The sequence below is a fragment of the Serratia myotis genome, from assembly GCF_027474885.1.
GTDB classification, from domain to species: Bacteria; Pseudomonadota; Gammaproteobacteria; order Enterobacterales; family Enterobacteriaceae; genus Serratia; species Serratia proteamaculans.
The window spans coordinates 1,776,881-1,798,860 of sequence record NZ_CP099707.1 but is presented as its reverse complement, the minus strand read 5'-3'; the positions used below and the strand labels follow the sequence as shown (position 1 = coordinate 1,798,860).

At 58.0% G+C, this 21,980-nt stretch carries 17 protein-coding genes; 10 read left to right on the top strand and 7 right to left on the bottom strand.

Annotation, left to right across the window (positions count from 1 at the left end; genetic code table 11):
* Window positions 1–51: 51 nt before the first annotated feature.
* Together macB and macA are read right to left on the bottom strand one after the other, a co-directional pair.
* A complete protein-coding gene (gene macB, locus NHG65_RS08440) occupies window positions 52–1,998 on the bottom strand; it encodes a macrolide ABC transporter ATP-binding protein/permease MacB (protein ID WP_413502614.1) in 1,947 nt (648 codons plus the stop codon).
* Window positions 1,998–3,077 carry a macrolide transporter subunit MacA gene (macA, locus tag NHG65_RS08435; RefSeq protein ID WP_420030053.1) on the bottom strand — a complete coding sequence of 360 codons (1,080 nt, stop codon included), beginning with the start codon at window positions 3,075–3,077 and terminating at the stop codon, window positions 1,998–2,000. Before macA ends, macB begins: the two co-directional genes overlap by 1 nt.
* Window positions 3,078–3,305: 228 nt before the next feature.
* Here macA and NHG65_RS08430 point away from each other — a divergent pair, with 228 nt between their 5' ends.
* Entirely contained in the window at window positions 3,306–4,274 is a 969-nt protein-coding gene (locus NHG65_RS08430; RefSeq protein WP_099061800.1) for a VirK/YbjX family protein, read from the top strand.
* Here NHG65_RS08430 and NHG65_RS08425 read toward each other — a convergent pair.
* Window positions 4,271–5,935: an ATP-dependent endonuclease gene (locus NHG65_RS08425; RefSeq protein ID WP_207980085.1), complete on the bottom strand. Its 1,665-nt coding sequence runs from the start codon at window positions 5,933–5,935 to the stop codon at window positions 4,271–4,273. The genes NHG65_RS08430 and NHG65_RS08425 overlap by 4 nt on opposite strands.
* A gap of 192 nt (window positions 5,936–6,127) precedes the next feature.
* Here NHG65_RS08425 and NHG65_RS08420 point away from each other — a divergent pair, with 192 nt between their 5' ends.
* The 5 genes from NHG65_RS08420 (at window position 6,128) to ltaE (ending at window position 12,941) form a co-directional block, all read left to right on the top strand.
* Window positions 6,128–7,024, top strand: coding sequence for a LysO family transporter (locus NHG65_RS08420; protein WP_176979999.1), 897 nt, complete (start codon window positions 6,128–6,130; stop codon window positions 7,022–7,024).
* Between the two features lie 172 nt (window positions 7,025–7,196).
* Entirely contained in the window at window positions 7,197–8,846 is a 1,650-nt protein-coding gene (gene hcp, locus NHG65_RS08415; protein ID WP_207980089.1) for a hydroxylamine reductase, read from the top strand.
* A 53-nt stretch (window positions 8,847–8,899) separates the two neighbouring features.
* Window positions 8,900–9,904 carry an NADH oxidoreductase gene (gene hcr / locus NHG65_RS08410; protein ID WP_261426957.1) on the top strand — a complete coding sequence of 335 codons (1,005 nt, stop codon included), beginning with the start codon at window positions 8,900–8,902 and terminating at the stop codon, window positions 9,902–9,904.
* Window positions 9,905–10,105: 201 nt separating this feature from the next.
* Entirely contained in the window at window positions 10,106–11,827 is a 1,722-nt protein-coding gene (gene poxB / locus NHG65_RS08405) for a ubiquinone-dependent pyruvate dehydrogenase (RefSeq protein ID WP_499183157.1), read from the top strand.
* 97 nt (window positions 11,828–11,924) lie between these two features.
* The gene (gene ltaE / locus NHG65_RS08400) at window positions 11,925–12,941 is read left to right on the top strand and encodes a low-specificity L-threonine aldolase (RefSeq protein ID WP_413477358.1); all 1,017 of its coding nucleotides are present in this window, start codon (window positions 11,925–11,927) and stop codon (window positions 12,939–12,941) included.
* A gap of 40 nt (window positions 12,942–12,981) precedes the next feature.
* Here ltaE and NHG65_RS08395 read toward each other — a convergent pair whose 3' ends face one another.
* The gene (locus NHG65_RS08395; protein ID WP_413502620.1) at window positions 12,982–13,674 is read right to left on the bottom strand and encodes an N-acetylmannosamine-6-phosphate 2-epimerase; all 693 of its coding nucleotides are present in this window, start codon (window positions 13,672–13,674) and stop codon (window positions 12,982–12,984) included.
* Window positions 13,671–15,227, bottom strand: coding sequence for a PTS transporter subunit EIIC (locus NHG65_RS08390; protein ID WP_099061807.1), 1,557 nt, complete (start codon window positions 15,225–15,227; stop codon window positions 13,671–13,673). Before NHG65_RS08390 ends, NHG65_RS08395 begins: the two co-directional genes overlap by 4 nt.
* Before the next feature lie 167 nt (window positions 15,228–15,394).
* Between NHG65_RS08390 and NHG65_RS08385 the strand changes: the two genes are divergently transcribed.
* Window positions 15,395–16,222: a MurR/RpiR family transcriptional regulator gene (locus tag NHG65_RS08385; RefSeq protein WP_112350295.1), complete on the top strand. Its 828-nt coding sequence runs from the start codon at window positions 15,395–15,397 to the stop codon at window positions 16,220–16,222.
* A 1-nt stretch (window position 16,223) separates the two neighbouring features.
* Here the strand turns inward: NHG65_RS08385 and NHG65_RS08380 are convergent, their stop codons facing one another.
* Entirely contained in the window at window positions 16,224–16,571 is a 348-nt protein-coding gene (locus NHG65_RS08380) for a DUF1294 domain-containing protein (RefSeq protein WP_099061809.1), read from the bottom strand.
* 153 nt (window positions 16,572–16,724) lie between these two features.
* Between NHG65_RS08380 and NHG65_RS08375 the strand changes: the two genes are divergently transcribed.
* Together NHG65_RS08375 and NHG65_RS08370 are read left to right on the top strand one after the other, a co-directional pair.
* A complete protein-coding gene (locus tag NHG65_RS08375; protein ID WP_499183156.1) occupies window positions 16,725–18,164 on the top strand; it encodes a DUF2867 domain-containing protein in 1,440 nt (479 codons plus the stop codon).
* Between the two features lie 216 nt (window positions 18,165–18,380).
* On the top strand, window positions 18,381–19,391 hold the full coding sequence (locus tag NHG65_RS08370) for a 3-beta-hydroxysteroid dehydrogenase (protein ID WP_085116039.1): 1,011 nt from the start codon (window positions 18,381–18,383) through the stop codon (window positions 19,389–19,391).
* Here the strand turns inward: NHG65_RS08370 and NHG65_RS08365 are convergent, their stop codons facing one another.
* Complete coding sequence (locus NHG65_RS08365; RefSeq protein ID WP_099061812.1) at window positions 19,392–20,228, bottom strand: N-acetylmuramoyl-L-alanine amidase; 837 nt, start codon at window positions 20,226–20,228, stop codon at window positions 19,392–19,394.
* Between the two features lie 189 nt (window positions 20,229–20,417).
* Here NHG65_RS08365 and NHG65_RS08360 point away from each other — a divergent pair, with 189 nt between their 5' ends.
* Window positions 20,418–21,944, top strand: coding sequence for a DUF3300 domain-containing protein (locus NHG65_RS08360; RefSeq protein ID WP_499183155.1), 1,527 nt, complete (start codon window positions 20,418–20,420; stop codon window positions 21,942–21,944).
* Window positions 21,945–21,980: the final 36 nt, after the last annotated feature.

The window sequence follows — 21,980 nt, the reverse complement described above, 5'->3', positions numbered from 1 at the left end:
CACCGCAAAGAATGCCAGCCGCCGTATGACTGGCATTTTTTTATTGGCTTATTATTCGCGCGCCAGCGCGTCAATCGGGTTAAGCCGCGCCGCACTGCGCGCCGGCAGATAGCCGAATACCACACCGATCGCCGTTGAACAAACAAACGCGCTCAGCAACGCCGCCGGTGGGAAACTGATTTGCCACCCCGGTAGCACCAGTTGAACCAACAGGCCGATGGCAAACGACAGCATGATACCCAACGCGCCGCCGACCAGACACACCAGCACCGCTTCAATCAGGAACTGCTGCAGTACGTCACCGGATCGAGCCCCCACCGCCATACGAATGCCGATCTCACGGGTACGTTCTGTCACCGACACCAACATGATGTTCATCACGCCGATCCCACCAACCACCAGTGAAATTACCGCCACCAGCGTCAGGAACAGCTGTAGCGTACGCGTGGTTTTTTCTGCGGTCTGCACCAGACTGTCCATGTTATAGGTGAAGATGTCTTTCTTGCCGTGGCGCAGCGTCAGCAAGCGCGTCAACTGCTGCTCCGCCTCCTGGCTGTTGTAGCCCTCGCGAATACGCACGGTGATCGAATCGAAATAGGCGTTGCCCATCAGTCGGTTGGCCATGGTGCTGTAGGGCACCCAGACGTTCAGCGTCTTGCTGCTGCCGAACATCGACTGTTTTTCTTTCGCCACCCCGACCACCGTCGCCGGCATATTGCCCACCAGGATCACCTGCCCCACCACATCCTTCTGGTGCGGGAACAGCCGGCGCTGGGTATTGGCGTCAATCACCACCGTTTGCGACTGCGATTGCACCTGCAGTTGATCAATACCGATGCCCTGGGTAAAGGTCATGCCGTATACGCGGAAAAACTGCTCGCTGACCCCGGTGACGTTGGCCGCCACGTCGACGTTACCCAACCGCAGCCGCATGCTGCTGGCGATGGTGGGTGACAGTGCATTGACGTAGGGTTGCTCACGGAGCGCGGCAAGGTCGTCGTACTTCAGCGCCTGGCGAAAGGTCGGGTCGTCGTCACCAAAGTCCTTGCCGGGATAAATGTCGACCGTATTGGTGCCGATGGATTTGATGTCCGCCAACACCATCTGTTTGGCAGCGTCGCCGATCACCAGGATCGACACCACCGAGGCGATGCCGATAATAATCCCCAGCATGGTCAACGCGGTACGCATTTTACTTGCCGCCATCGCTCGCCAGGCCATCACCAGCGCCTCACGGAAACGGCCAGTGGTTTGCTGCCAGGACGGGGCCGGGGCCACCATCTCCAGGGGTTTGGCGTTCGGGTTGCGGCGCTGTTCCGGCCGTGAATCGGCAATGATCGCCCCATCGCGAATCTCAATGATCCGCTCAGCCTGCTGGGCCACCGCCGGATCGTGGGTGACGATAATCACCGTATGCCCCTGCTCGCGCAGTTGCTTGAGGATCGCCATCACTTCTTCGCCGGAGTGGCTATCGAGAGCACCGGTCGGCTCATCCGCCAGGATCACCTGCCCACCGTTCATCAACGCGCGAGCAATACTGACCCGTTGCTGCTGGCCACCGGAAAGCTGGCTTGGCCGGTAGCCCACACGCTCACTGAGCCCCAGGCGCTGCAACAACCCCACCGCCCGCTCGCGCCGTGCCGCCTTTCCCAGCCCGGCATACACCGCCGGGACCTCAACGTTATGTGCCGCGCTCAGATGGGGCAGTAAATGATAACGCTGGAAGATAAAGCCAAAATGCTCACGCCGCAGCCGGGCCAACGCATCGCCATCGAGCGTCGCGACGTCCTGCCCCGCCACCCGATACACACCGGCGCTGGGCTTATCCAGGCAACCGAGAATATTCATCAGCGTCGATTTGCCGGAGCCAGAGGCTCCCATGATCGCCACCATTTCGCCGGCTTCGATGCTCAGGCTCACGTCCTTCAGGACCGCCACCGTCTGATCGCCCGATTGATAGCTGCGGCAAATACCGCTCAGTTCCAGCAACGCGGCCATCAGAGAGCCTCCGCGCCGCCGCGGCTGACAATCACTTCATCGCCGATGTTCAATCCGCTGAGAATTTGCACGTCAATATTGTTCCGCAGGCCAATGGCCACCTCACGCTTTTCCTCCTTGCCCTGTTTCAATATCGAAACCTGGTAGCGATTATCGGCAATTTGATCGCCCAGCGCCGCCAAAGGAATGACCTGTGCCTGACTGACGCCCGCCAGTTGGATATGCACCTGCGCGGTCATTTGCAGTCGCAGCAGCCCCTCGGGGTTCGGCACTTCAAAACGTGCATAGTAAAAGATGGCGTTATTGACCTTTTCCGGCGTCGGCTGAATATCTTTCAGCACGCCGTCAAAGCGCCGGTTCGGATCGCCCAGTACGGTAAACCAGGCTTTTTGGCCCGGTTTGAGGCTGATAACGTCTGCTTCCGATACCTGAGCCTTCACCAACATGGTGCTGAGATCGGCCAGGGTCAAAATGTTTGGCGCCTGTTGTGCGGCGATCACCGTCTGGCCCTGCAAGGTGGTGATTTGCACCACGTCACCGTCCATCGGTGCTTCAATACGGGTAAACGCCAGATTGATTTTTGCGGTATCCAGGCTGGCCTGATTTCTGGCGATCTGCGCCTGAATGGTGCCCACCTGGGCTTTTTTCACCGCCAGTTGGGTTGCCGCCTGATCCAGATCCTGGCGTGATACCGCCTGCAGTTTGGCCAGCGCCTGATTACGCTGCAGTGTGACCGCCGCCAGCTGTTGTTCCGCCTGAGCCTGCTGCAACTGAGCATGCAATTCACGCAAGGTAGCCTCACCCTCTCGGATGCTGTTTTGCGCCTGCTGCGGGTCAATCACGCCCAGTAACTGGCCCTTTTTCACCCGGTCGCCAATCTCGACGTACAGGCTTTCCAACTGACCGCTGACCTGCGCGCCCACGTCAACTTTGCGCACCGCGTCAAGCTGGCCGGTCGCCAATACGTTTTGCTGTAGATCGCCCTTGGCAACCTTCACCGTTTTAAATGGGGTCGCTGTCGGATGACCAAAGTGCCAGGCCGCTACGGCGGCAATCGCCACCAGTACCACCAGCGCCATGACCCAGCGTCGCTTATGTCCTTTAAACCACGTCAAAATAGGTTCCTGTCTGTTGCAATTCAAGCTGCCAATGGCGGCAACGGAGGCTAAATTATCACGCACAGTGATGAATAACTAAACCTTAGCTCAACACATTGTGGAGACACCCTTGGTTACATTCAGTATTGAACTCCCGTTTAGTCAAGGCTTGTTGAAATAGCGCCATTCAACACAGTCAAGGATTTCATCATGTCTCAGCTCAGCTATCCACTCGTATCTGCTCGCCCGCTTAACGGCTGGCAACTGATGACGGCGCTGGCCAATGGCGACAAAGCGCCGAGCAAAGCCTGGAAGAAAACATCATTCCGCCTTAAGTTTGTCGGCCGTTCGTTATTTTCCTGGCGCACCACCAGTGGCCTGCTCAACATGCTGGCGTCCAACCCTTTGCTGGATGAGATCCTGAGCGCGCAACCCAACCTGCCGTGCAAGCTGCATCGCCCCTATCTGGCAGCAAACATGAGCAAAATCGAGGGCCTGTTCGCCCTGCGTGATCATTACGATCTCAGCAAACAACGCATGCCAATGAAAATGCTGCTCGGTCATCTGAACAAGCCCTTTATGCTGACCAGCGCCAGCGGCAAGAGTGGCGGTGCGGTGTCACTGGAGCTGGCAGCCATTGATCACCTGAATAAAGAAGGGGAGGCCACCCTGCTGCTGCGTAATGCCAACGGGATCATGCTGGCGGAAATCACCTTTGCACTGATGCACTTTCAGCAACAGCCAACGTTGTTTATCGGGGGTTTGCAGGGGGCCAATCACCAGGTACCGCACGCGGAAATCCAGCAGGCCACCAAAGAGTGCCACGGGTTATTCCCAAAACGGCTGGTGCTGGAAGGCATTTGCACACTGGCACGTCATCTGGGCATTCAGCAAATCGTGGCGGTCGGCAACAGCACCCATATCTATCAGAACTGGCGTTATCAAAGTAAAAAGAAACAACAACTGCATGCCGATTACGATCAATTTTGGATATCAATGGGCGGCAAGATGCTGGAAAGCGGCTATTTTCTGTTGCCGGAACACATCACTCGCAAACCCATCGATGACGTCGTCAGTAAAAAACGTGCAGAATACCGCCGTCGCTATCAACTGCTGGACGAGCTGGAACAGGGAATGGCGGAGCATTTCAACGCCCAATCCCGTTTTGCCGGTGCCTAATCGGCCCGGCCGCGTGCCAGCCAGATCACGCGTGAGAACATTTTCTTCAGCAGGGGGGGCACCGAATCCGTGCCCCGCTCACCCGCGTTCATCGCCACCTCAATCGCCAGGTCGGGCTTCGAGGAGTGATGCACCGCCTTGAGGATCACCTTACGTACCGGCATCTGGCCATTGCTCGGCACCGAGGCCACCCGGTAATAGACTGAGCTGAAGCCTTCACGGAACATAAAGTGTTCCATATCCGGTGCCGGTAACGCGGTCAGCCGGTCACGTTCGTTGTCCTCATGGTTATCCAGCATGCCGCGTACGGTGCTGGCGTATTTTCTCCCCGCCTCATCGCCGTCCACCAGCGCATGCCACTCAATGCCCATCCGCCGGGCAAACCTTAGCAACGGTTTCAGGCCGCACTGGGCAAACTCGATCACCCGCACCCCTTCCGCTTCAAAGTGATAGCCACACTGGCGCGCCAACTCGTTCAACAGCCAGACTTCCGTTTCACCTTCCACCAGCAGCCAACAGCGGGCAAACAACGACGACGGTCGGTTAAAGCGAATATGAAATGAAATGCGTCGCCCATCCTCCGGGCCCAGCCCACGTGGCCCAAGGCGATAAGTGGCAACCCGCCCCGACTCACGTACTAACCGGCAAACGTGCTCAACCGGCACCAGGGAGACCAGTTCGCTGGAATTGGTGGTGGTGATGCGCTGCAGCGGCAGCTGGTTCAGCAGCCCCCAGGCCACCGACAGCATGATCGGATGCAGACGGGTCTCCGGATCCTCCACCAGCAACAGCGGCCGGGCGTGCGGATCCAGCTTGACGCTGCCCTTGGCCTGCAGCAGCGTAGAAAACATGCCCAGTAAAATAAGACGCATACTGCGGCTATTAGGTTCGGCCACCATGCGGTTGATACTGTCCAGCGAACGCCATGCCAGCTGATCCTGATCTTGATCCAGTCGCTGTCGGCGTGGCCTTGTCACCTGCGAGCCCTGTTCAGCGAAGTAGTGTTCCAGCAGTTGCTGCATGGCCGCCAGCCCCTGACGCATCTCGGCATTGGTCAATTTTTGCGGGTTACGCACCAACTCACGCGTCAATTGATCCAATTGCAGTGACAGCGCCTTGTTATCGGCCGGGTTTTCGTTATTCAGCGTACTGGGCCGCAGGCGGCGGATAAAACGCGCATCGCGCAGGCGCAGTACCGGGTGAATACGGATGATGGCGTGCACCAGTTGCTCAATATGATGCAATTGCATCGCATTGCCGTCGGCATCCAGGAAGCCGCGCCAGGTGCATACCGTATCGTCATCGGCCAATTCGCCTTCGCAACGGTAATAAATGCGGTTCAGGTTATCGTCACCCTTAATCCACAGCGGCGACAGATGGCGGTAACGGGGCAGATGAGCATGACCAATGTCTTTTTCGCAGAAGGTAAAAACCACCTGCAAATGCCGATCTTTGGCCTCTTCCTCACCGGGCGGGAAATGAAAGTCATGCGCCTCAAAACGGTACAGCTTGGGCTCTGGGGCCAGAAGCAAAGTCAGCGCGTCAAGCAGGCTGGATTTACCCCAGGCGTTTTCGCCGAGCAGCAGCGTGTTGTCATCCAGCATCAGTGATAGCCGGTTGATGCCGCGGAAACCTACAATCTCGATACGCTCTAAGAACATCTGTCGCCTCCCGTGCGCACTGCCACCGTCCTTCATGGGGTGACCTCCTCAGAGCATGGTCAAAAAACCCCTTGCAGGTCAAGCAGGCGAGGTTAAATCTGCCGCTTTACTCCGGCCGTTGTTTTGGTTAGCTTGTTGAGCCCCGCCGGTCACCCGCGCGCCATCCGCTGAACAAAGGACGTAAGCTTCACCATGTATTCAGGACTGCTGATTATTCTGTTACCGCTGATTGCCGGTTACCTCATTTCTTTACGCAGCAGGACGTTACTGCAAACCATCAACCGCCTGCTGAGCGGGATGGTGTACGTGATCCTGTTCTTTATGGGCATCAGCCTGGCGTTTCTGGAGGATCTGAGCAGCAATCTGGTCTTGATCTTCCAGTATGCCTCGGTGTTTTTCCTGTGCATTCTCGCCGCCAGTTTACTGATGCTGATGCTGCTGGAACGCAAAATGCCGTGGCACAACAGCCATAAACAGGAAAAGCTGCCCTCACGCCTGCATATGGCACTCGAGTCATTCAAGCTGTGCGGCGTGGTGCTCGGCGGCTTCCTGCTCGGCCTGACGCAGTGGCAATGGCTGCAATTCGCCAATAAAGGCAGCGAGTACGCGTTGATTTTCCTGCTGCTGCTGGTCGGTATCCAACTGCGCAACAGCGGTATGACGCTGCGCCAGATCGTGCTTAACCGTCGCGGCATGATGGTCGCGGTCGTGGTGGTCGTTAGCGCACTGGCCGGGGGGGCTCTGGCGGCACAGCTGCTGGGGTTGCCAATTAAAGCCGGGTTGGCGATGGCGTCCGGTTTTGGCTGGTACTCGCTTTCCGGCATTCTGATCACCGACGCCTACGGCCCGGTCCTGGGTAGCGCCGCCTTCTTTAACGATCTGGCCCGCGAACTGGTAGCGATTATGCTGATCCCAACGCTGGTGCGCCGCAGCCGTTCCACCGCGCTGGGCCTGTGTGGCGCCACCTCAATGGACTTTACCCTGCCTGTGCTGCAACGCAGCGGGGGTATGGAGATAGTGCCGCCAGCCATTGTGCACGGCTTCCTGCTGAGTCTGTTGGCACCGGTACTGATCGCCCTGTTCTCTTGATCTCTGCCCGGGGGCATTGCCCCCGGAAAGCGTAATAATTCCCATCCGCGCGGCAAAATTGCGCTAAATCAAACTTGCCCTTGGTAGCATCACAAAAGCCTTTTTAAGCCCCGATTGCCGATCTATGCTCTTAAACAAGCATTATAAATGCAACTTTAAAAAGGAAGCGATTATGTTCTGTGTGCAATGTGAACAAACCATCCGTACCCCAGCCGGCAACGGCTGCTCCTATGCCCAGGGCATGTGTGGCAAAACGGCGGAAACCTCTGACCTGCAGGATTTACTGGTCGCAGCGTTACAGGGATTATCCGCCTGGGCGTTGCAGGCCCGGGCGCTCGGGATCGTCGATCATGATATCGACAGCTTTGCCCCACGCGCCTTCTTCTCGACCCTGACCAACGTTAACTTCGATTCCGAGCGCATCATCGGTTACGCGCGCGAAACCATCGCTCTGCGTGAGTCTTTGGCCGCCCGCTGCCGGTTGCTGGACGCTGGCGTGCACGTCGATCATCCCCTGGCCAGCCTGCAGTTGGCCGGCGATGATATGCCCTCACTGTTGCAACAGGCCGCTCAGTTTGCCCTGAATACCGATAAAGCCGAGGTCGGTGACGACGTGCACGGCCTGCGCATGCTGTGCCTGTATGGCCTGAAAGGCGCTGCGGCTTATATGGAACACGCCCACGTGCTGGGCCAGTCCGATGACCAGATTTACGCCGACTACCACGCTTTTATGGCCTGGCTCGGCACCCAGCCGCGCGACGTGGATACCCTGCTGAATAACGCCATGGGCATCGGTAAAATGAACTTCAACGTGATGGCGATCCTCGATCACGGCGAGACTCAGGCCTATGGCGATCCGGTACCAAGTGCGGTTAACGTGCGCCCGGTGGCGGGTAAAGCCATTCTGATCTCCGGCCATGATCTGAAAGATCTGCGCATGCTGCTGGAACAGACCGAAGGCCAGGGCGTGAACGTCTACACCCACGGTGAAATGTTGCCGGCACACGGCTACCCGGAACTGAAAAAATTCAAGCATCTGGTGGGCAACTACGGCAGCGGCTGGCAGAACCAGCAAACCGAGTTTGCCAAATTCCCCGGCCCGATCCTGATGACCTCCAACTGCATTATCGATCCTGAGGTCGGTAACTATGGCGATCGTATCTGGACGCGCAGCATCGTCGGCTGGCCAGGCGTTAACCATCTGGAAGGGGACGATTTCGCCCAGGTGATCGCTCAGGCACAGGGCATGAGCGGCTTCCCGTACAGCGAAATCGAACATATGATCACCGTCGGCTTTGGCCGCCAGACGCTGCTCAACGCCGCTGATACGGTGATCGACCTGGTGGCGCAAAAGAAACTGCGTCACGTCTTTTTGGTCGGCGGCTGTGACGGCAGCCGTGATGAACGCAGCTACTTTACCGACTTCGCCCGCAGCGTACCGCAAGACTGCCTGATCATGACCTTGGCCTGCGGCAAATACCGCTTCAACAAGCTGGATTTCGGTACTCTGGAAGGTTTGCCGCGCCTGCTGGACGTCGGCCAATGTAACGACGCCTATTCTGCCATCATGCTGGCAGTCAAACTTGCCGATACCCTCGGCTGCTCGGTCAACGAGCTGCCGCTGAGTCTGGTGTTGTCCTGGTTTGAGCAAAAGGCGATCGTCATCCTGCTGACGCTGCTGTCACTGGGAGTCAAAAACATTGTCACCGGGCCGACCGCGCCGGGCTTCCTGACCGACAACCTGATGGCCATCCTCAACGACAAGTTCGGCATGCGTCCGATCACTACCGTTGAGCAGGATCTGCAAGCCCTTCTCGGCTGATAACGTTATTCCTGGGGTCGCGGATAGCGGCCCCTTTGCTTTTGAGGTGCCCGATGACCCAACCCAGCCCACTTTGCCCCAACCGCATGCAGGTGCATTCGATCCAGCAGGAAACCGCTGACGTCTGGACGCTGAATCTGATTTGCGATGTTTTTTACCCTTATCAACCCGGTCAGTTTGCGCTGGTCAGCATTGGCAATAGCGAAGACACGCTGCGCGCCTATACGCTGTCCTCCTCACCCGGTCAGAGTCGTTTTCTCAGCATCAGCGTGCGTTGCCTGCCGGACGGCGTGGGTTCACGCTGGTTAACCCGCGAAGTCAAACCCGGCAATACCCTGTGGCTGTCCGACGCACAAGGCGAGTTCAGCTGTGAACGGCACCCGGCCGATCGTTACCTGATGCTGGCGGCCGGTTGTGGCGTCACGCCGATTATCTCCATGTGTCGCTGGCTGGTAGCGAACCGTCCGGCCTGTGATATCGCGGTGATCTTTAACGTGCGTACCCCTGCCGACACCATTTTCGCCGAACAATGGCGCGAGTTGTGCGCCGCGCATCCGCAGCTGCGGCTGACGCTTATGGCCGAACAGGATATTCAGCCGGGCTATCTTAGCGGGCGGATCAGTGCCGAAGTGCTGCGCCAGACGGTGCCGGATCTCACCGAGCGCACGGTGATGACCTGTGGCCCCGCGCCCTATATGACCCAGGCAGAACAGCTTTGTCTGCAGCTTGGTGTGCCGGCCAGCCGCTTCCATAAGGAGCAATTCCATACCCCGGCAGAAACCGATGCCGAACAGGGTGAAGGATTAACCCTGCGCACCGCTCGCCCTCTGCGTGAGTTCCGCGTACCGGTCGGCAGCACGCTGCTGGCGGCAATGGAAGCTCACGCGCTGCCGGTCAACGCCGCCTGCCGCGCCGGGGTGTGTGGTTCATGCAAAACCCGCATCCTCGAAGGTGACTACACCACCACCAGCAGCATGACGCTGACTGCGGCTGAAATCGCCCAGGGCTATGTGCTGGCCTGCAGTTGCCAACTGCAAGGTGACGTCACCCTCGCCTGACACTTTCTGCCCCGTCGGCGACGATGGGGCATTTATCGGCAAGCAGGCTTTCCCTTCCCCTTCTACACTTTCCCGGTTCCATGCATGTCACTGCGTTTATTTGAGAAAGACTGATAAGTCATACCCAATAGATTTCAAGTCACGCTTGCCGACTGGCTGTGGCTTGAAAGATGAGGGGCCTTTACAACGCTTGGGGGAATTATGAAGCAAACTGTAGCCACACTGATCGCGAAAACTCTGGAACAGGCCGGTGTGAAACGCATTTGGGGCGTCACCGGTGATTCGCTCAACGGTCTCAGCGACAGCCTGCACCGTATGGGCACCATCGAATGGCTGGGAACGCGCCACGAAGAGGTCGCCGCCTTCGCCGCCGGAGCAGAAGCCCAGCTTACCGGTCAGTTGGCGGTCTGCGCCGGTTCCTGTGGCCCCGGTAACCTGCATCTGATTAACGGTCTGTTTGACTGCCACCGCAACCACGTGCCGGTATTGGCGATTGCCGCACACATTCCCTCCAGCGAGATCGGCAGCGGCTATTTCCAGGAAACCCACCCGCAAGAACTGTTCCGCGAATGCAGCCACTACTGTGAGTTGGTCTCCAACCCGGAACAGTTGCCACGGGTGCTGGAAATTGCCATGCGCAAGGCAATCCTCAATCGCGGCGTGTCGGTGATCGTACTGCCGGGCGACGTGGCACTGCGTATGGCACCGGAAGACGCCAGCATGGTGTGGCACACCCCGGCACTGCCGCTGGTGCAGCCGCCAATGAGCGAACTGAACAAGCTGGCGACCACCCTGAACAAAGCGAAGAACATTACGCTGATGTGCGGCAGTGGCTGTGCCGGCTCGCATGACGAAGTGGTTAAATTGGCCGAACTGCTGCAGGCACCGGTGGTCCATGCGCTGCGCGGTAAAGAGCATATCGAATGGGATAACCCTTACAGCGTCGGCATGACCGGGCTGATCGGTTTCTCTTCCGGCTACCACGCGATGATGAACGCCGATACCCTGGTGCTGCTCGGCACCCAATTCCCCTACCGTGCGTTCTATCCAACCAACGCCAATATCATTCAGATCGACATCAACCCCGGTAGCATCGGCGCCCACTGCCCGGTCAATATGGCGCTGGTGGGCGATATCCATACCACCCTCACCGCGCTGCTGCCGCAGTTGGAACCGAAGAGCGACCGTGCGTTTCTCGACAAGGCGCTGGAGCACTACCGCACTGCGCGCAAGGATCTCGACGGGCTGGCAACCGCCAATGACGACCAACCCATTCATCCGCAGTATCTGGCGCAGCAGCTCAGCCAGTACGCCAGTGATGATGCCATCTTCACCTGTGACGTCGGCACGCCAACGGTGTGGGCTGCACGCTATCTGAAGATGAACGGCAAACGCCGCCTGCTCGGATCGTTCAACCACGGCTCGATGGCCAACGCCATGCCACAAGCCATTGGCGCGCAGGCCACCGAACCGAACAAACAGGTGATCGCCATGTGCGGCGACGGCGGCTTTACCATGCTGATGGGGGATTTCCTGTCGCTGGCGCAACTGAAACTGCCAGTCAAGATTGTGATATTCAACAACAGCGTGCTGGGCTTTGTGGCGATGGAAATGAAGGCCGGCGGCTACCTGACCGACGGCACCGATCTGCACAACCCGGATTTTGCGGCAATTGCCAACGCCGCCGGCATCAAGGGCATTCGCGTGGAGAAGGCTTCGGATCTGGATGCGGCCCTGCAAGAAATGCTGGCGCACCCGGGCCCGGCGTTGCTGGACGTGGTCACCGCCAAGCAAGAACTGGCAATGCCGCCGCAGATCAAATTCGAACAGGCCAAGGGCTTTAGCCTGTATATGCTGCGCGCCATTATCAACGGCCGCGGCGACGAAGTGGTCGAGCTGGCAAAAACCAACTGGTTGCGTTAATAATCGTGTCCTCTTTCAGCTAAAACTATCCCCAACAGATTTCAAGTTGCAGCCAACAACGCTGCGGCTTGAAAGATGAAGGGGATAAAGGATTTTTATGCTTATCGATTTACGCAGTGACACCGTGACCCGCCCCAGCGCCGCGATGCGCGAAGCCATGGCCCAGGCCGAAGTCGGTGATGACGTTTACGGCGATGACCCGACGGTCAATGCCCTGGAGGCGGAAGCGGTCCGTCTGTCCGGTAAAGAAGCGGCGTTGTTCTTGCCAAGTGGCACTCAGGCCAATCTGGTGGCGCTGCTGAGCCATTGCCAGCGTGGTGATGAGTACATTGTCGGCCAGCAGGCGCATAACTATAAATACGAAGCCGGCGGCGCGGCGGTGCTCGGCAGCATCCAGCCACAACCGATTGAAGCGAACCCGGACGGCACCCTGCCGCTCGATAAGGTCGCTGCGGCAATCAAACCCGACGATATCCACTTTGCCAAAACCCGACTGCTGAGCCTGGAAAACACCATCAGTGGCCGCGTGCTACCGCTGGAATACCTGCAGCAGGCCTGGCAGTTCAGCCGTGAGCATCAGTTGGCCTTGCATATCGACGGCGCACGCATCTTCAACGCCGCCGTCGCGCTGAATGTGCCGTTGAAAGAGATTGTGCAGTACTGCGACACCTTCACCATTTGCCTGTCAAAAGGGCTCGGCGCGCCAGTGGGGTCGTTATTGTGCGGCAGTGAGGCCTTTATCCAGCAGGCCCTGCGCTGGCGTAAAATGACCGGCGGTGGCCTGCGCCAGGCCGGTATTCTGGCCGCGGCCGGGTTATATGCGCTGGAGCACAACGTCAAGCGACTGCGTGAAGACCACGACAATGCCAAATGGCTGGAACAGCAACTGCAACGGATTGGCGTCGACATCGTCGAGCCGGGCGCGCAGACCAACGTGCTGTACCTGCGTCAATCACCGGAGCTGGCGGCCAAACTGGGCCCCTGGATGCGTGAGCACGGCGTACTGATCAGCAGCGGGCCGTTGACGCGCATTCTGACCCATCTCGATGTCAGCCGTCAGGATTTGCAGCGCCTGGTCGAGTTGTGGCAGAAATTCCTCCAACAGCACGCCTGAGTCCTGAATCTCCCTGACGTAACCCTCAGGGAGATCCCCATCAGTTCCCGAGTGCAGCCACAAAGCGACGGGTGATCTGCTGCGGACGAGTAATCGCTCCGCCCACTACCACCGCATGCGCGCCCAAAGCCAGACAGCGGGCGGCCATGGTCGGCGTTTCAACATTGCCCTCGGCAATCACCGGTACGCTGACCGCCGCCAGTACCTCCCGCAGAAAAACAAAGTCATCCTGTGCCAACTCACGGCCCAAGGTTTCTTCGGTATAGCCATGCAAGGTTGTCCCTACACAGTCGAACCCCAGACGATCGGCATGGATGGCCTCTTCCAGCGTGGCGATGTCCGCCATCAACAACACGTCGGGATATCGCTCACGCACGGCAGCAACCAACGCCGCCAACGCCAGGGTGCCAGGTCGAGGATGCAAGGTCGCATCCAGGGCGATCATCTGCGGCCCCGCCGTCATCAGCTCATCAATTTCTTGCAAAGTGGGCGTGATGTACACCTGACTGCCGACATAATCACGCTTGATGATACCAATCACCGGCAGTGTCACCGCCTGCATGATGGCTTTGACATCCTCTACGCTGTTGGCCCGGATCGCTGCCGCCCCGCCTTGCTGCGCAGCAACCGCCATACGCGACATGATAAAATCACTGTGCAGCGGCTCATCATCCAATGCCTGACAGGAAACCACCAACCGTCCCTTAATCTGCTGCAAAATAGAAAGCGTCATAAATCCAATAACTCCTCGACTTCATTTTTAATGATGGTGACGTGCGGACCGTAAATGACCTGCACCCCATTGCCGCGAATGATCACCGCACGTGCCCCGCTGGCTTTCAGCCCGGCTTCATCCAGCAACCGGCTCTGCTTCACCGTAATGCGCAAACGGGTGGCGCAGCAGTCCAACTCGACAATGTTGTCTTTGCCACCCAGCGCCGCCAGCACCTGCTGCGATCGCGCGGTACCCTCCAGTGCCACTTCGGCCGGCAGTTCTTCGCCGCGCCCCGGCGTTTTGAAATTGAAACGAACAATCAGGAAGCGGAAGGTGAAGTAGTACAGAAAAAACCAGGGAACGCCGACCAGCGGCACATACATCCAGTGGGTCTTGGCCTCGCCCTGCAATACGCCAAACAGCATGAAATCAATAAAGCCGCCGGAGAACGTCTGGCCGATAGTGATATGCAGAATGTGGGCAAGCATGAACGCCAGGCCATCAAACAGGGCATGGACCACGTACAGCGCCGGGGCGACAAACAGGAACGAGAACTCAATCGGCTCGGTAATGCCGGTGAGGAACGAGGTCAACGCCGCCGACAATAACAAACCGCCGACGCGTTTGCGGTTCTCCGGACGGGCGGTCTGGTACATCGCCAGACAGGCCCCTACCAGACCAAACATCATGGTGATAAAGCGGCCAGACATAAAACGCGCAGTCCCGATGTAAAACTGCTGGGTATGTGGATCGGCGAGCTGAGCGAAGAAAATACGCTGTGTCCCTTCCACCAACTGGCCGTTGATCACTTCGCTGCCGCCCAGTGCCGTGGTCCAGAACGGCAGATAAAAAATATGGTGCAGGCCAAATGGCCCCAGCATGCGCAGCACAAAACCATAGATAAAGGTGCCCAAATAACCACTGGCATCCACCAGCCCGCCCAGGCCAAAGATCACCTGCTGGAAGTGGGGCCAGATAACGGTCATCAGGGCTCCCACGCCCATGGCCGCCAGGGAGCAGATAATAGGGACGAAACGGGAACCGCCGAAAAAACCCAGGAACTGCGGCAGCGCAATTTTGTTGTAGCGATCGTGCAGATACCCGGTCACCAGGCCAATGATCACCCCGCCGAATACCCCGGTCTCCAGCGTTTGGATGCCCATAATGACGCCTTGCCCCACCGCACCCGGATTTTCAGCGGCCAGAGAACCGTTGATTTTGAGTAAGGCATTGATGGTGGCATTCATCACCAGGTAGGCAATCAACGATGCCAGCCCCGCCGTCCCCTTATCACCTTTGGCCAGGCCCACGGCCACACCCACGGAGAACAACACCGCCAGGTTGGCAAACACGATAGAACCGGCGCTGGCCATCACGGTAAACACCCCTTGCAGCCAACCGACGTTGAGGAAGGGATAGGCCTCCAGAGTATTGGGATTGGACAACGCCCCACCGATCCCCAGCAGCAAGCCAGCGGCTGGCAACACGGCGATCGGCAACATAAACGACTTTCCGAACCGCTGGGCTTTTTCAAACCAGCTGCCGGACCTTGATTCCCCTGCTGTTGACATAAATTTTCCTCATTATCATTTTTTATGATGAAAATTTTTACCACAAATAAATATAAATGTTGAAAATTTTAATCATAACGATGATCGGCTTCACAATACGTCGATTTCGCTGGCGGGCGGCGGCGACTTTCCGCCACAATAGAAAGAGGAATAATCAGAAAGGTAACGTGATGAATACTGGAAATTTATTATTGCGGCTGCGGCAGGATCTGACGAGTTACAGCCCCACGCTGCAAAAACTCGGTAGCTATGTGATCGAGGAGCCATCCAGGGCCGTCTACTTTACCATCACCGAACTGGCCCGCGAGAGCGGCACCAGCGAAGCCAGCGTGACCCGGCTTTGCCGTCATCTGGGCTGCAAAGGCTATACCGAGTTTAAAATGGCGCTGGCGCTGAGCCTGCAACAAAACCAGCCTGAGGCGACCACGCGCCAGAGCCCCACGGAGGATCTGGTGGAGGAAAGCGTGCAGGCATTGCGGGATACCGGCGCGTTGCTGGACCATCAGGCCCTGCGGCAGGCGGCAGAAAGCCTGCACCAGAGCGCTTCGGTGCAGATTTATGGCGTCGCCGCCAGTGCGATTATCGGGGATTTCCTGCACTACAAGCTGTTGCGAGTGGGCAAACCGGCGCTGTTGTTCAGTGATATGCACCGGGCAGCGATGAACGCAGCTTCGCTGGGAAAGCAAGACCTGCTGATCGTCATCTCCAGCTCAGGATCGACCAAAGACGTGTTGCATGCAGTGACCCTGGCCAAACAACGCGGCGCACGGATCATCGCCGTCAGCAACACCCAGCGCAGCCCGCTGGCCAAACTGGCGGATGTGCTGCTGGTGGCGGCCAAACCGGAAGGTCCGCTGAACGCGGGCGCACTGCCTGCCAAGGTCGGCGCGATGTTGCTGGTGGAGTTTATGGTGGCCGAACTGGCCAAGTTTGACCCTGCTTACGGCCAGGCCGTGCAGGAAACAGCAAGCGCTACCCTGCCGTTATTGCTGTGAATCAGAGTATCCAGCGGCCGTAAACCCAGTACCAAATCGCCAGCGTCGCAAGCACATTCAGCACCACGCTGACGATAAACCAGCTTTTGAACGGCTGTTTCTGGGTTTTATGGCGAAACAGCTGCTGCGCGGCTATCGCCCCGACCCACCCGCCCACCAGCCCGAACACCAGCAGCGTGCTTTCCGGTACCCGTCGCCAGTCTTTGCGCGCCGCAAACTTATCCGCACCGTACACCAACAGCGTCAGCAGGTTAGCCAACAACCACCACATCCAGATCGGATGCAGGAAAAACAAACTGGCAATCAGCGCCAGTCCCAACAGGGCATAACAAACGGCATTGAGTTTCATAGCTTCCGGCTTAGTACAGACAAACGGTGCGTAGTGTGACGCCGCCCGTCAGCGGATGCAATGCCCGCATAACCACACAAAAAGTGCATTTAAACCACGAGTTTGGCATCCTGTGTCTATGCTAAACAGACTTTCACCGCAAAGGCGGCGCTAATGACAGCTCAACGCGTACTGGTTCTTGGGGCCAGCGGCTATATCGGCCAAAACCTGATCCCCCACCTGATCGAACAGGGACACAGCATTACCGCCGCCGCACGACGCATCGAATGGCTGCAGGAACAGCACTGGCCGCAGGTTAACTGTCAATATGTCGATGTTTATCGGCCAGAAACCCTGGCCGCCGCGCTGTGGGAGATCGACGCCGTTTATTATCTGATCCACGGCATGGGCGACGGCGATGATTTTATTGAAAAAGAACGCCAGGCCGCGGAGAACCTGCGCGATGCGCTGCGCAGTTCCAGCGTCAAACAGGTAATTTTTCTTGGCGCACTGCAACCCGAGGGCGACAGCTCGCCGCACCTGGTGGCACGTAAGCTGACCGGTGAGATCCTTCGCCAGAGTGGCGTCCCGGTTACCGAACTACGCGCCAGCATCATTGTCGGCCCCGGCTCGGCCGCGTTCGAAATCATGCGCGATATGGTCTACAACCTGCCAGTGCTAACGCCGCCGCGCTGGGTACGATCCAAATCTTCCCCGGTGGCGCTGGAAAACCTGCTGGTGTATCTGGCCGATCTGCTGGCGCATCCGGCAGAAGAAAACCGCATTTTTGACGTCGCCGGCCCCGAGTACATCAGCTACCAGACCATGTTTGAACGCTTCATCGCCATCAGCGGCAAGAAACGCTGGCTGATCCCGATCCCGCTGCCCACCCGCTTTATCTCGGTATGGTTTATCAGCATGATCACTTCGGTACCCACTTCCATCGCCAGCGCACTGATCCAGGGGTTGAACCACGATCTGCCCGCCGACGGTAAACCGCTGCAGGCGTTGATACCGCAGGATCTGCAAACCTTCGATCAGGCGGTGACGGCCACTCTGCAACGCGAAGCGGAAGTCGTCGATTCCGCCGACTGGGGCTACGATCCGGAAGCGCGAGCACGCTGGCGGCCGGGCTACGGTTTTTATCCCAAACAGGCCGGCTGTTCGATAGAAACTCAGGCATCCAGCCAGGCGCTGTGGCATACCGTGCAGCAACTGGGCGGTAAAGAGGGGTATTTTTACGCCAATATTCTGTGGCAAATCCGCGCCCGTATGGACGATATGATCGGCAATCGTGTGGTTTATGGCCGTCCACCGCGCGACTCGCTGGAGATTGGCGACGTGGTCGACGGCTGGAAGGTCATCACGCTCAAGCCGCAGCGCCAGTTGGCGTTACTGTTTGGTATGAAAGCCCCCGGGCTGGGCCGCCTGAGCTTTACCATCAAGGATCACGGCGACCACCGTACCCTCGACGTTCGTGCCTGGTGGCACCCCGCCGGTTTCAGTGGGCTACTGTATTGGTTCGCCATGATGCCCGCTCATCTGTTTATTTTTCGCGGTATGGCACGCCGTATTGCCAAACTGGCCGAAGAGCACCCGCGCAATCATCCTTAACCCTATCCTATAGCTTTCAAGTTGCAGCTAACAACGCTGCGGCTTGCAAGATGACGGGTATAGCGCTTATTTGTCGATCAACCGCACAGTTTACTGCTGTGCTTAGGCCCTTTCCGATTGCATAGAGCACGAAATAACGGAAGAATGGCATCTTATTTGCTGTTGTGCCGCTGAAGGCCGTCAGCATTCTGATTTTTGGTGAGAATAGAGTTCGTTATGAAGGTATTGGTCACCGGTGCAACCAGTGGGTTAGGCCGTAACGCCGTTGAATATCTGCGCCGTCAGGGCATAAAAGTGCGCGCGACCGGTCGCAACCAGGCCATGGGCAGCCTGCTGGAAAAAATGGGTGCGGAATTCATTCATGCCGATCTTACCAACCTGATCTCATCGCAGGCCAAAGCCATGCTGGCCGATGTGGACGTGCTGTGGCACTGCTCCAGTTTCACCTCCCCCTGGGGTACCGAAGAGGCGTTTGAACTGGCCAACGTGCGCGCGACCCGTCGCCTGGGCGAATGGGCAGCGGCTTACGGTGTTGCGCAGTTTATCCATATCTCTTCGCCGGCGGTTTACTTCGACTATCATCACCATCGCAACGTTACCGAAGACTTCCGCCCTGCGCGCTATGCCAATGAGTTTGCACGCAGCAAGGCCGCCGGTGAACACGTGATCCAGCAGTTGGCGCTGTCCAACCCGCAGACTCACTTCACCATCCTGCGTCCTCAGGGGTTATTCGGACCGCACGACAAGGTGATGCTGCCGCGTTTGCTGCAGATGATCAAACGCTACGGCAACCTGCTGCTGCCACGCGGCGGTGCTGCGCTGGTGGACATGACCTATCTGGAAAACGCCGTGCACGCCATGTGGCTGGCAACCCAGAAAGAAAATACCCCATCAGGCCGCGCCTATAACATCACCAACCAGCAACCGCGTCAGTTACATAGCGTGGTGCAGCAGTTGATCGACGAACTGGGCATGAAGTGCCGGATCCGTTCGGTCCCCTACCCGATGCTCGACATGATGGCGCGCGGCATGGAAAAGCTCGGCAGCAAAAGTGAAAAAGAGCCGGTGCTGACCCACTATGGCGTCGCCAAGCTCAATTTTGATCTGACGCTGGACACTACCCGCGCCCAGCAAGAGCTGGACTACCGACCGATTATTTCGCTGGACGAAGGCATTTCCCGCACCGCCCGCTGGCTGAAAGATCACGGTAAACTGCACGGCCTGTAATTAACGGGCTGCACCGTACTTCAGCAGCAGCGCGTCGACAATAGCCTCACTCTCGGCATCCGGCTCACCGCGATAATCGCTGGGCCGGAAATGCATCTGAAACGCCGCCAGCACGTTTTTCTGCTGCCGGACATCCCACTGCGCATCAATCCCGTAACCGTAACTCGCCAGCTTTGCCATCAACGGCGCCAGCGGCACTTCGGCATGCTTATCCCGCCCGGCCAAGAGTTTCTGCACCTGCGCCTCATCCGGCCAGGCGCCTATCCCCGCCTGCGCCAGTTGCTGCCAGGGGAATAACGGGCCGGGATCCTGCTTGCGCTGCGGCGCAATATCGCTGTGCCCGACTACGTCCGTCGGCTGAATACCATAACGTTGGATAATATCTTGGCTCAGCGGGATCAACAGGGCAATTTGCTGTGGCGTATACGGCTGCCAGTGGGTAAACAGCAGGGTACGGTTGAACCCGCGATTAACGATTTCGATACCAATCGAGGTGTCATTCAGGTTGGTTCTGCCGCGCCAGCTGCTGGCCCCGGCATGCCATGCGCGCAATGCTTCCGGCACCAGTTGGAAAGCCACCGGTTTGCCCTGCGCCAGTGGCGGGTGCGCCGGTAACAGATAATGCGCGCTGACGTGTTCATCCGTCAGGGTTTTCAATGAGGAGTGGAAATCTTCGGCGGTGTAATGCATCACCAAAAAACGAATGCGTTGGTCTGCGCCCTGCGCCTGATGCAGGGTTTCAAGCTGATAGCCGCCATGATCGACAATGGTGTCCTGCGGCACGCTTTGGCAGCCTGCGAGCAGCGCGGCGGCAAATATCCCTGGCCAAATTTTCACGATTCCCTCCTGCGATTTAGGTTGCCCAATTTGTAATCCGGATTGATTAATCTGTATCCAATAATCAAGTTATTCAATTAATGATGACAGAGATGCCAGATGTGCAAGTGAGTGTTGCGCTGAGCTGGCGGACTCTCTGGCAGATGGTAGCCTCATATTATTACCTGCGCTGATAAAAGTGAGTCACCCATGTTCAAGCCAAACAGTCTCGCCTGGCTGATCTGCGTCGCCATGCTGCCGCTCAGCGGCTGTGACCAAAAAACAGTGGCCAACGCCATGGGGGCCACGCCGCCTGCAGCCACATCTCCGGCGGCCGCCGCATCTCCCGTGGCGGCACCGGCCTATACGCCGTTGAGCGCCGATCAACTGTACCAGTTGGTCAGCCCGGTGGCGCTTTTTCCTGACAAATTGTTAGCGCAGGTGTTGGCGGGGGCCGGTTATCCCGATCAAGTCAGCGCGGCGGATAACTGGCTGGCACAAAACCGCGGCCTGCAACCGACTGCGCTTGCCAACGCTGCGGGTGCTCAGCCCTGGGACCCCAGCGTGCGCGGGCTGGTACAATTCCCTGACGTGCTGGATCAGATGGCGAAAAATATCCCCTGGACCACCGCGCTGGGTGATGCTTATCTCAACGATCCCAGCGACGTGATGAACGCTATTCAGGTGATGCGTCAACGCGCCACCGCCAAAGGCACGCTAAAAACCTCGCCGCAGCAAAGGGTGATCGTCACCCCGGCCACGCAATATGTTGAGCAACAGCCCTACCCGCAAAGTGTGGTCGTCGCACCAGCGCAAACCATTGTGATTGAGCCCAGCCAGCCGGATGTGGTTTACGTACCGCGTTACGATCCCTGGGTGGCCTATGGCGAACCGGTACCCGCCTATCCGAGCTACCACTATCAAAGTGCTCCCGGCTACAGCAGCGGCGATATGCTGGCAACCGGCGTGATCAGCTTTGGCGTAGGTATCGTGGTTGGGGCATTGATTAATCAGAATCATCATGACGACTGGCATAGCTGGGATGTGCACTGGAATAATCGGCGTCAACCGGTTGTCTACAACAATGCCCCCTATATTTCGCATTCCACCACGGTGATTAACCGCGTCACCAATATCAATCAATTTAATAATGTGAACCGTAGCAACACCGTGAATAACTACCGCAACACGCCGGTGGTTCAGGCGCCGCGTTTCGCTGCGCCAACGACCCACCCGGCACCGAACCTGGCCACAATGCAGCAGCCTCACTTTGCCCCTCAGACACCCGTGGCCAATATGCATCAGCCAATGACGACACCGAACTTTACGCGCACGGGAGCCACCGCTGCGCCCCATGTACTGACACCTTCGGCCCATACTCAGTCGCCGATGAGCGTACCGACGTTCAAACACACGGCCCCCGCTGAAGCACGGCAACCGCAGCCGATACGCACCCCACCGGTTCATCAAGCAGAAAACCGGCCAATGCGCCAACCGGAACAGCGCATAACCGCGCCTCATGCCGTACAGCAAGTCACTCGCCCACCGGCCACTAAACCGGTAGTTCGTAGCACACCCGTAGCCCCGGTTTCCCGCCCGCAGCCGATACAGCAACGGTCGGATACCCCGCGGAACCCGTTCCATCAGCAACAGGTGCGGACAGAGCATCGCCCGGCCCCCGCAGCCAGGCCGCAGGAACACCGCCCCTTAAAAATTGAACCACGGAAGGTGGAATAAAGATATGACGCCCCGGCGGCTGCCGGGGCGTGAGAG

What these genes read in the sequence shown, in the direction of transcription:
- macB (WP_413502614.1), bottom strand. Translation starts at nt 1,998, where the DNA reads ATGGCCGCGTTGCTGGAACTGAGCGGTATTTGCCGCAGCTATCAATCG.
- macA (WP_420030053.1), bottom strand. Translation starts at nt 3,077, where the DNA reads ATGGCGCTGGTGGTACTGGTGGCGATTGCCGCCGTAGCGGCCTGGCAC.
- NHG65_RS08430 (WP_099061800.1), top strand. Translation starts at nt 3,306, where the DNA reads ATGTCTCAGCTCAGCTATCCACTCGTATCTGCTCGCCCGCTTAACGGC.
- NHG65_RS08425 (WP_207980085.1), bottom strand. Translation starts at nt 5,935, where the DNA reads ATGTTCTTAGAGCGTATCGAGATTGTAGGTTTCCGCGGCATCAACCGG.
- NHG65_RS08420 (WP_176979999.1), top strand. Translation starts at nt 6,128, where the DNA reads ATGTATTCAGGACTGCTGATTATTCTGTTACCGCTGATTGCCGGTTAC.
- hcp (WP_207980089.1), top strand. Translation starts at nt 7,197, where the DNA reads ATGTTCTGTGTGCAATGTGAACAAACCATCCGTACCCCAGCCGGCAAC.
- hcr (WP_261426957.1), top strand. Translation starts at nt 8,900, where the DNA reads ATGACCCAACCCAGCCCACTTTGCCCCAACCGCATGCAGGTGCATTCG.
- poxB (WP_499183157.1), top strand. Translation starts at nt 10,106, where the DNA reads ATGAAGCAAACTGTAGCCACACTGATCGCGAAAACTCTGGAACAGGCC.
- ltaE (WP_413477358.1), top strand. Translation starts at nt 11,925, where the DNA reads ATGCTTATCGATTTACGCAGTGACACCGTGACCCGCCCCAGCGCCGCG.
- NHG65_RS08395 (WP_413502620.1), bottom strand. Translation starts at nt 13,674, where the DNA reads ATGACGCTTTCTATTTTGCAGCAGATTAAGGGACGGTTGGTGGTTTCC.
- NHG65_RS08390 (WP_099061807.1), bottom strand. Translation starts at nt 15,227, where the DNA reads ATGTCAACAGCAGGGGAATCAAGGTCCGGCAGCTGGTTTGAAAAAGCC.
- NHG65_RS08380 (WP_099061809.1), bottom strand. Translation starts at nt 16,571, where the DNA reads ATGAAACTCAATGCCGTTTGTTATGCCCTGTTGGGACTGGCGCTGATT.
- NHG65_RS08375 (WP_499183156.1), top strand. Translation starts at nt 16,725, where the DNA reads ATGACAGCTCAACGCGTACTGGTTCTTGGGGCCAGCGGCTATATCGGC.
- NHG65_RS08370 (WP_085116039.1), top strand. Translation starts at nt 18,381, where the DNA reads ATGAAGGTATTGGTCACCGGTGCAACCAGTGGGTTAGGCCGTAACGCC.
- NHG65_RS08360 (WP_499183155.1), top strand. Translation starts at nt 20,418, where the DNA reads ATGTTCAAGCCAAACAGTCTCGCCTGGCTGATCTGCGTCGCCATGCTG.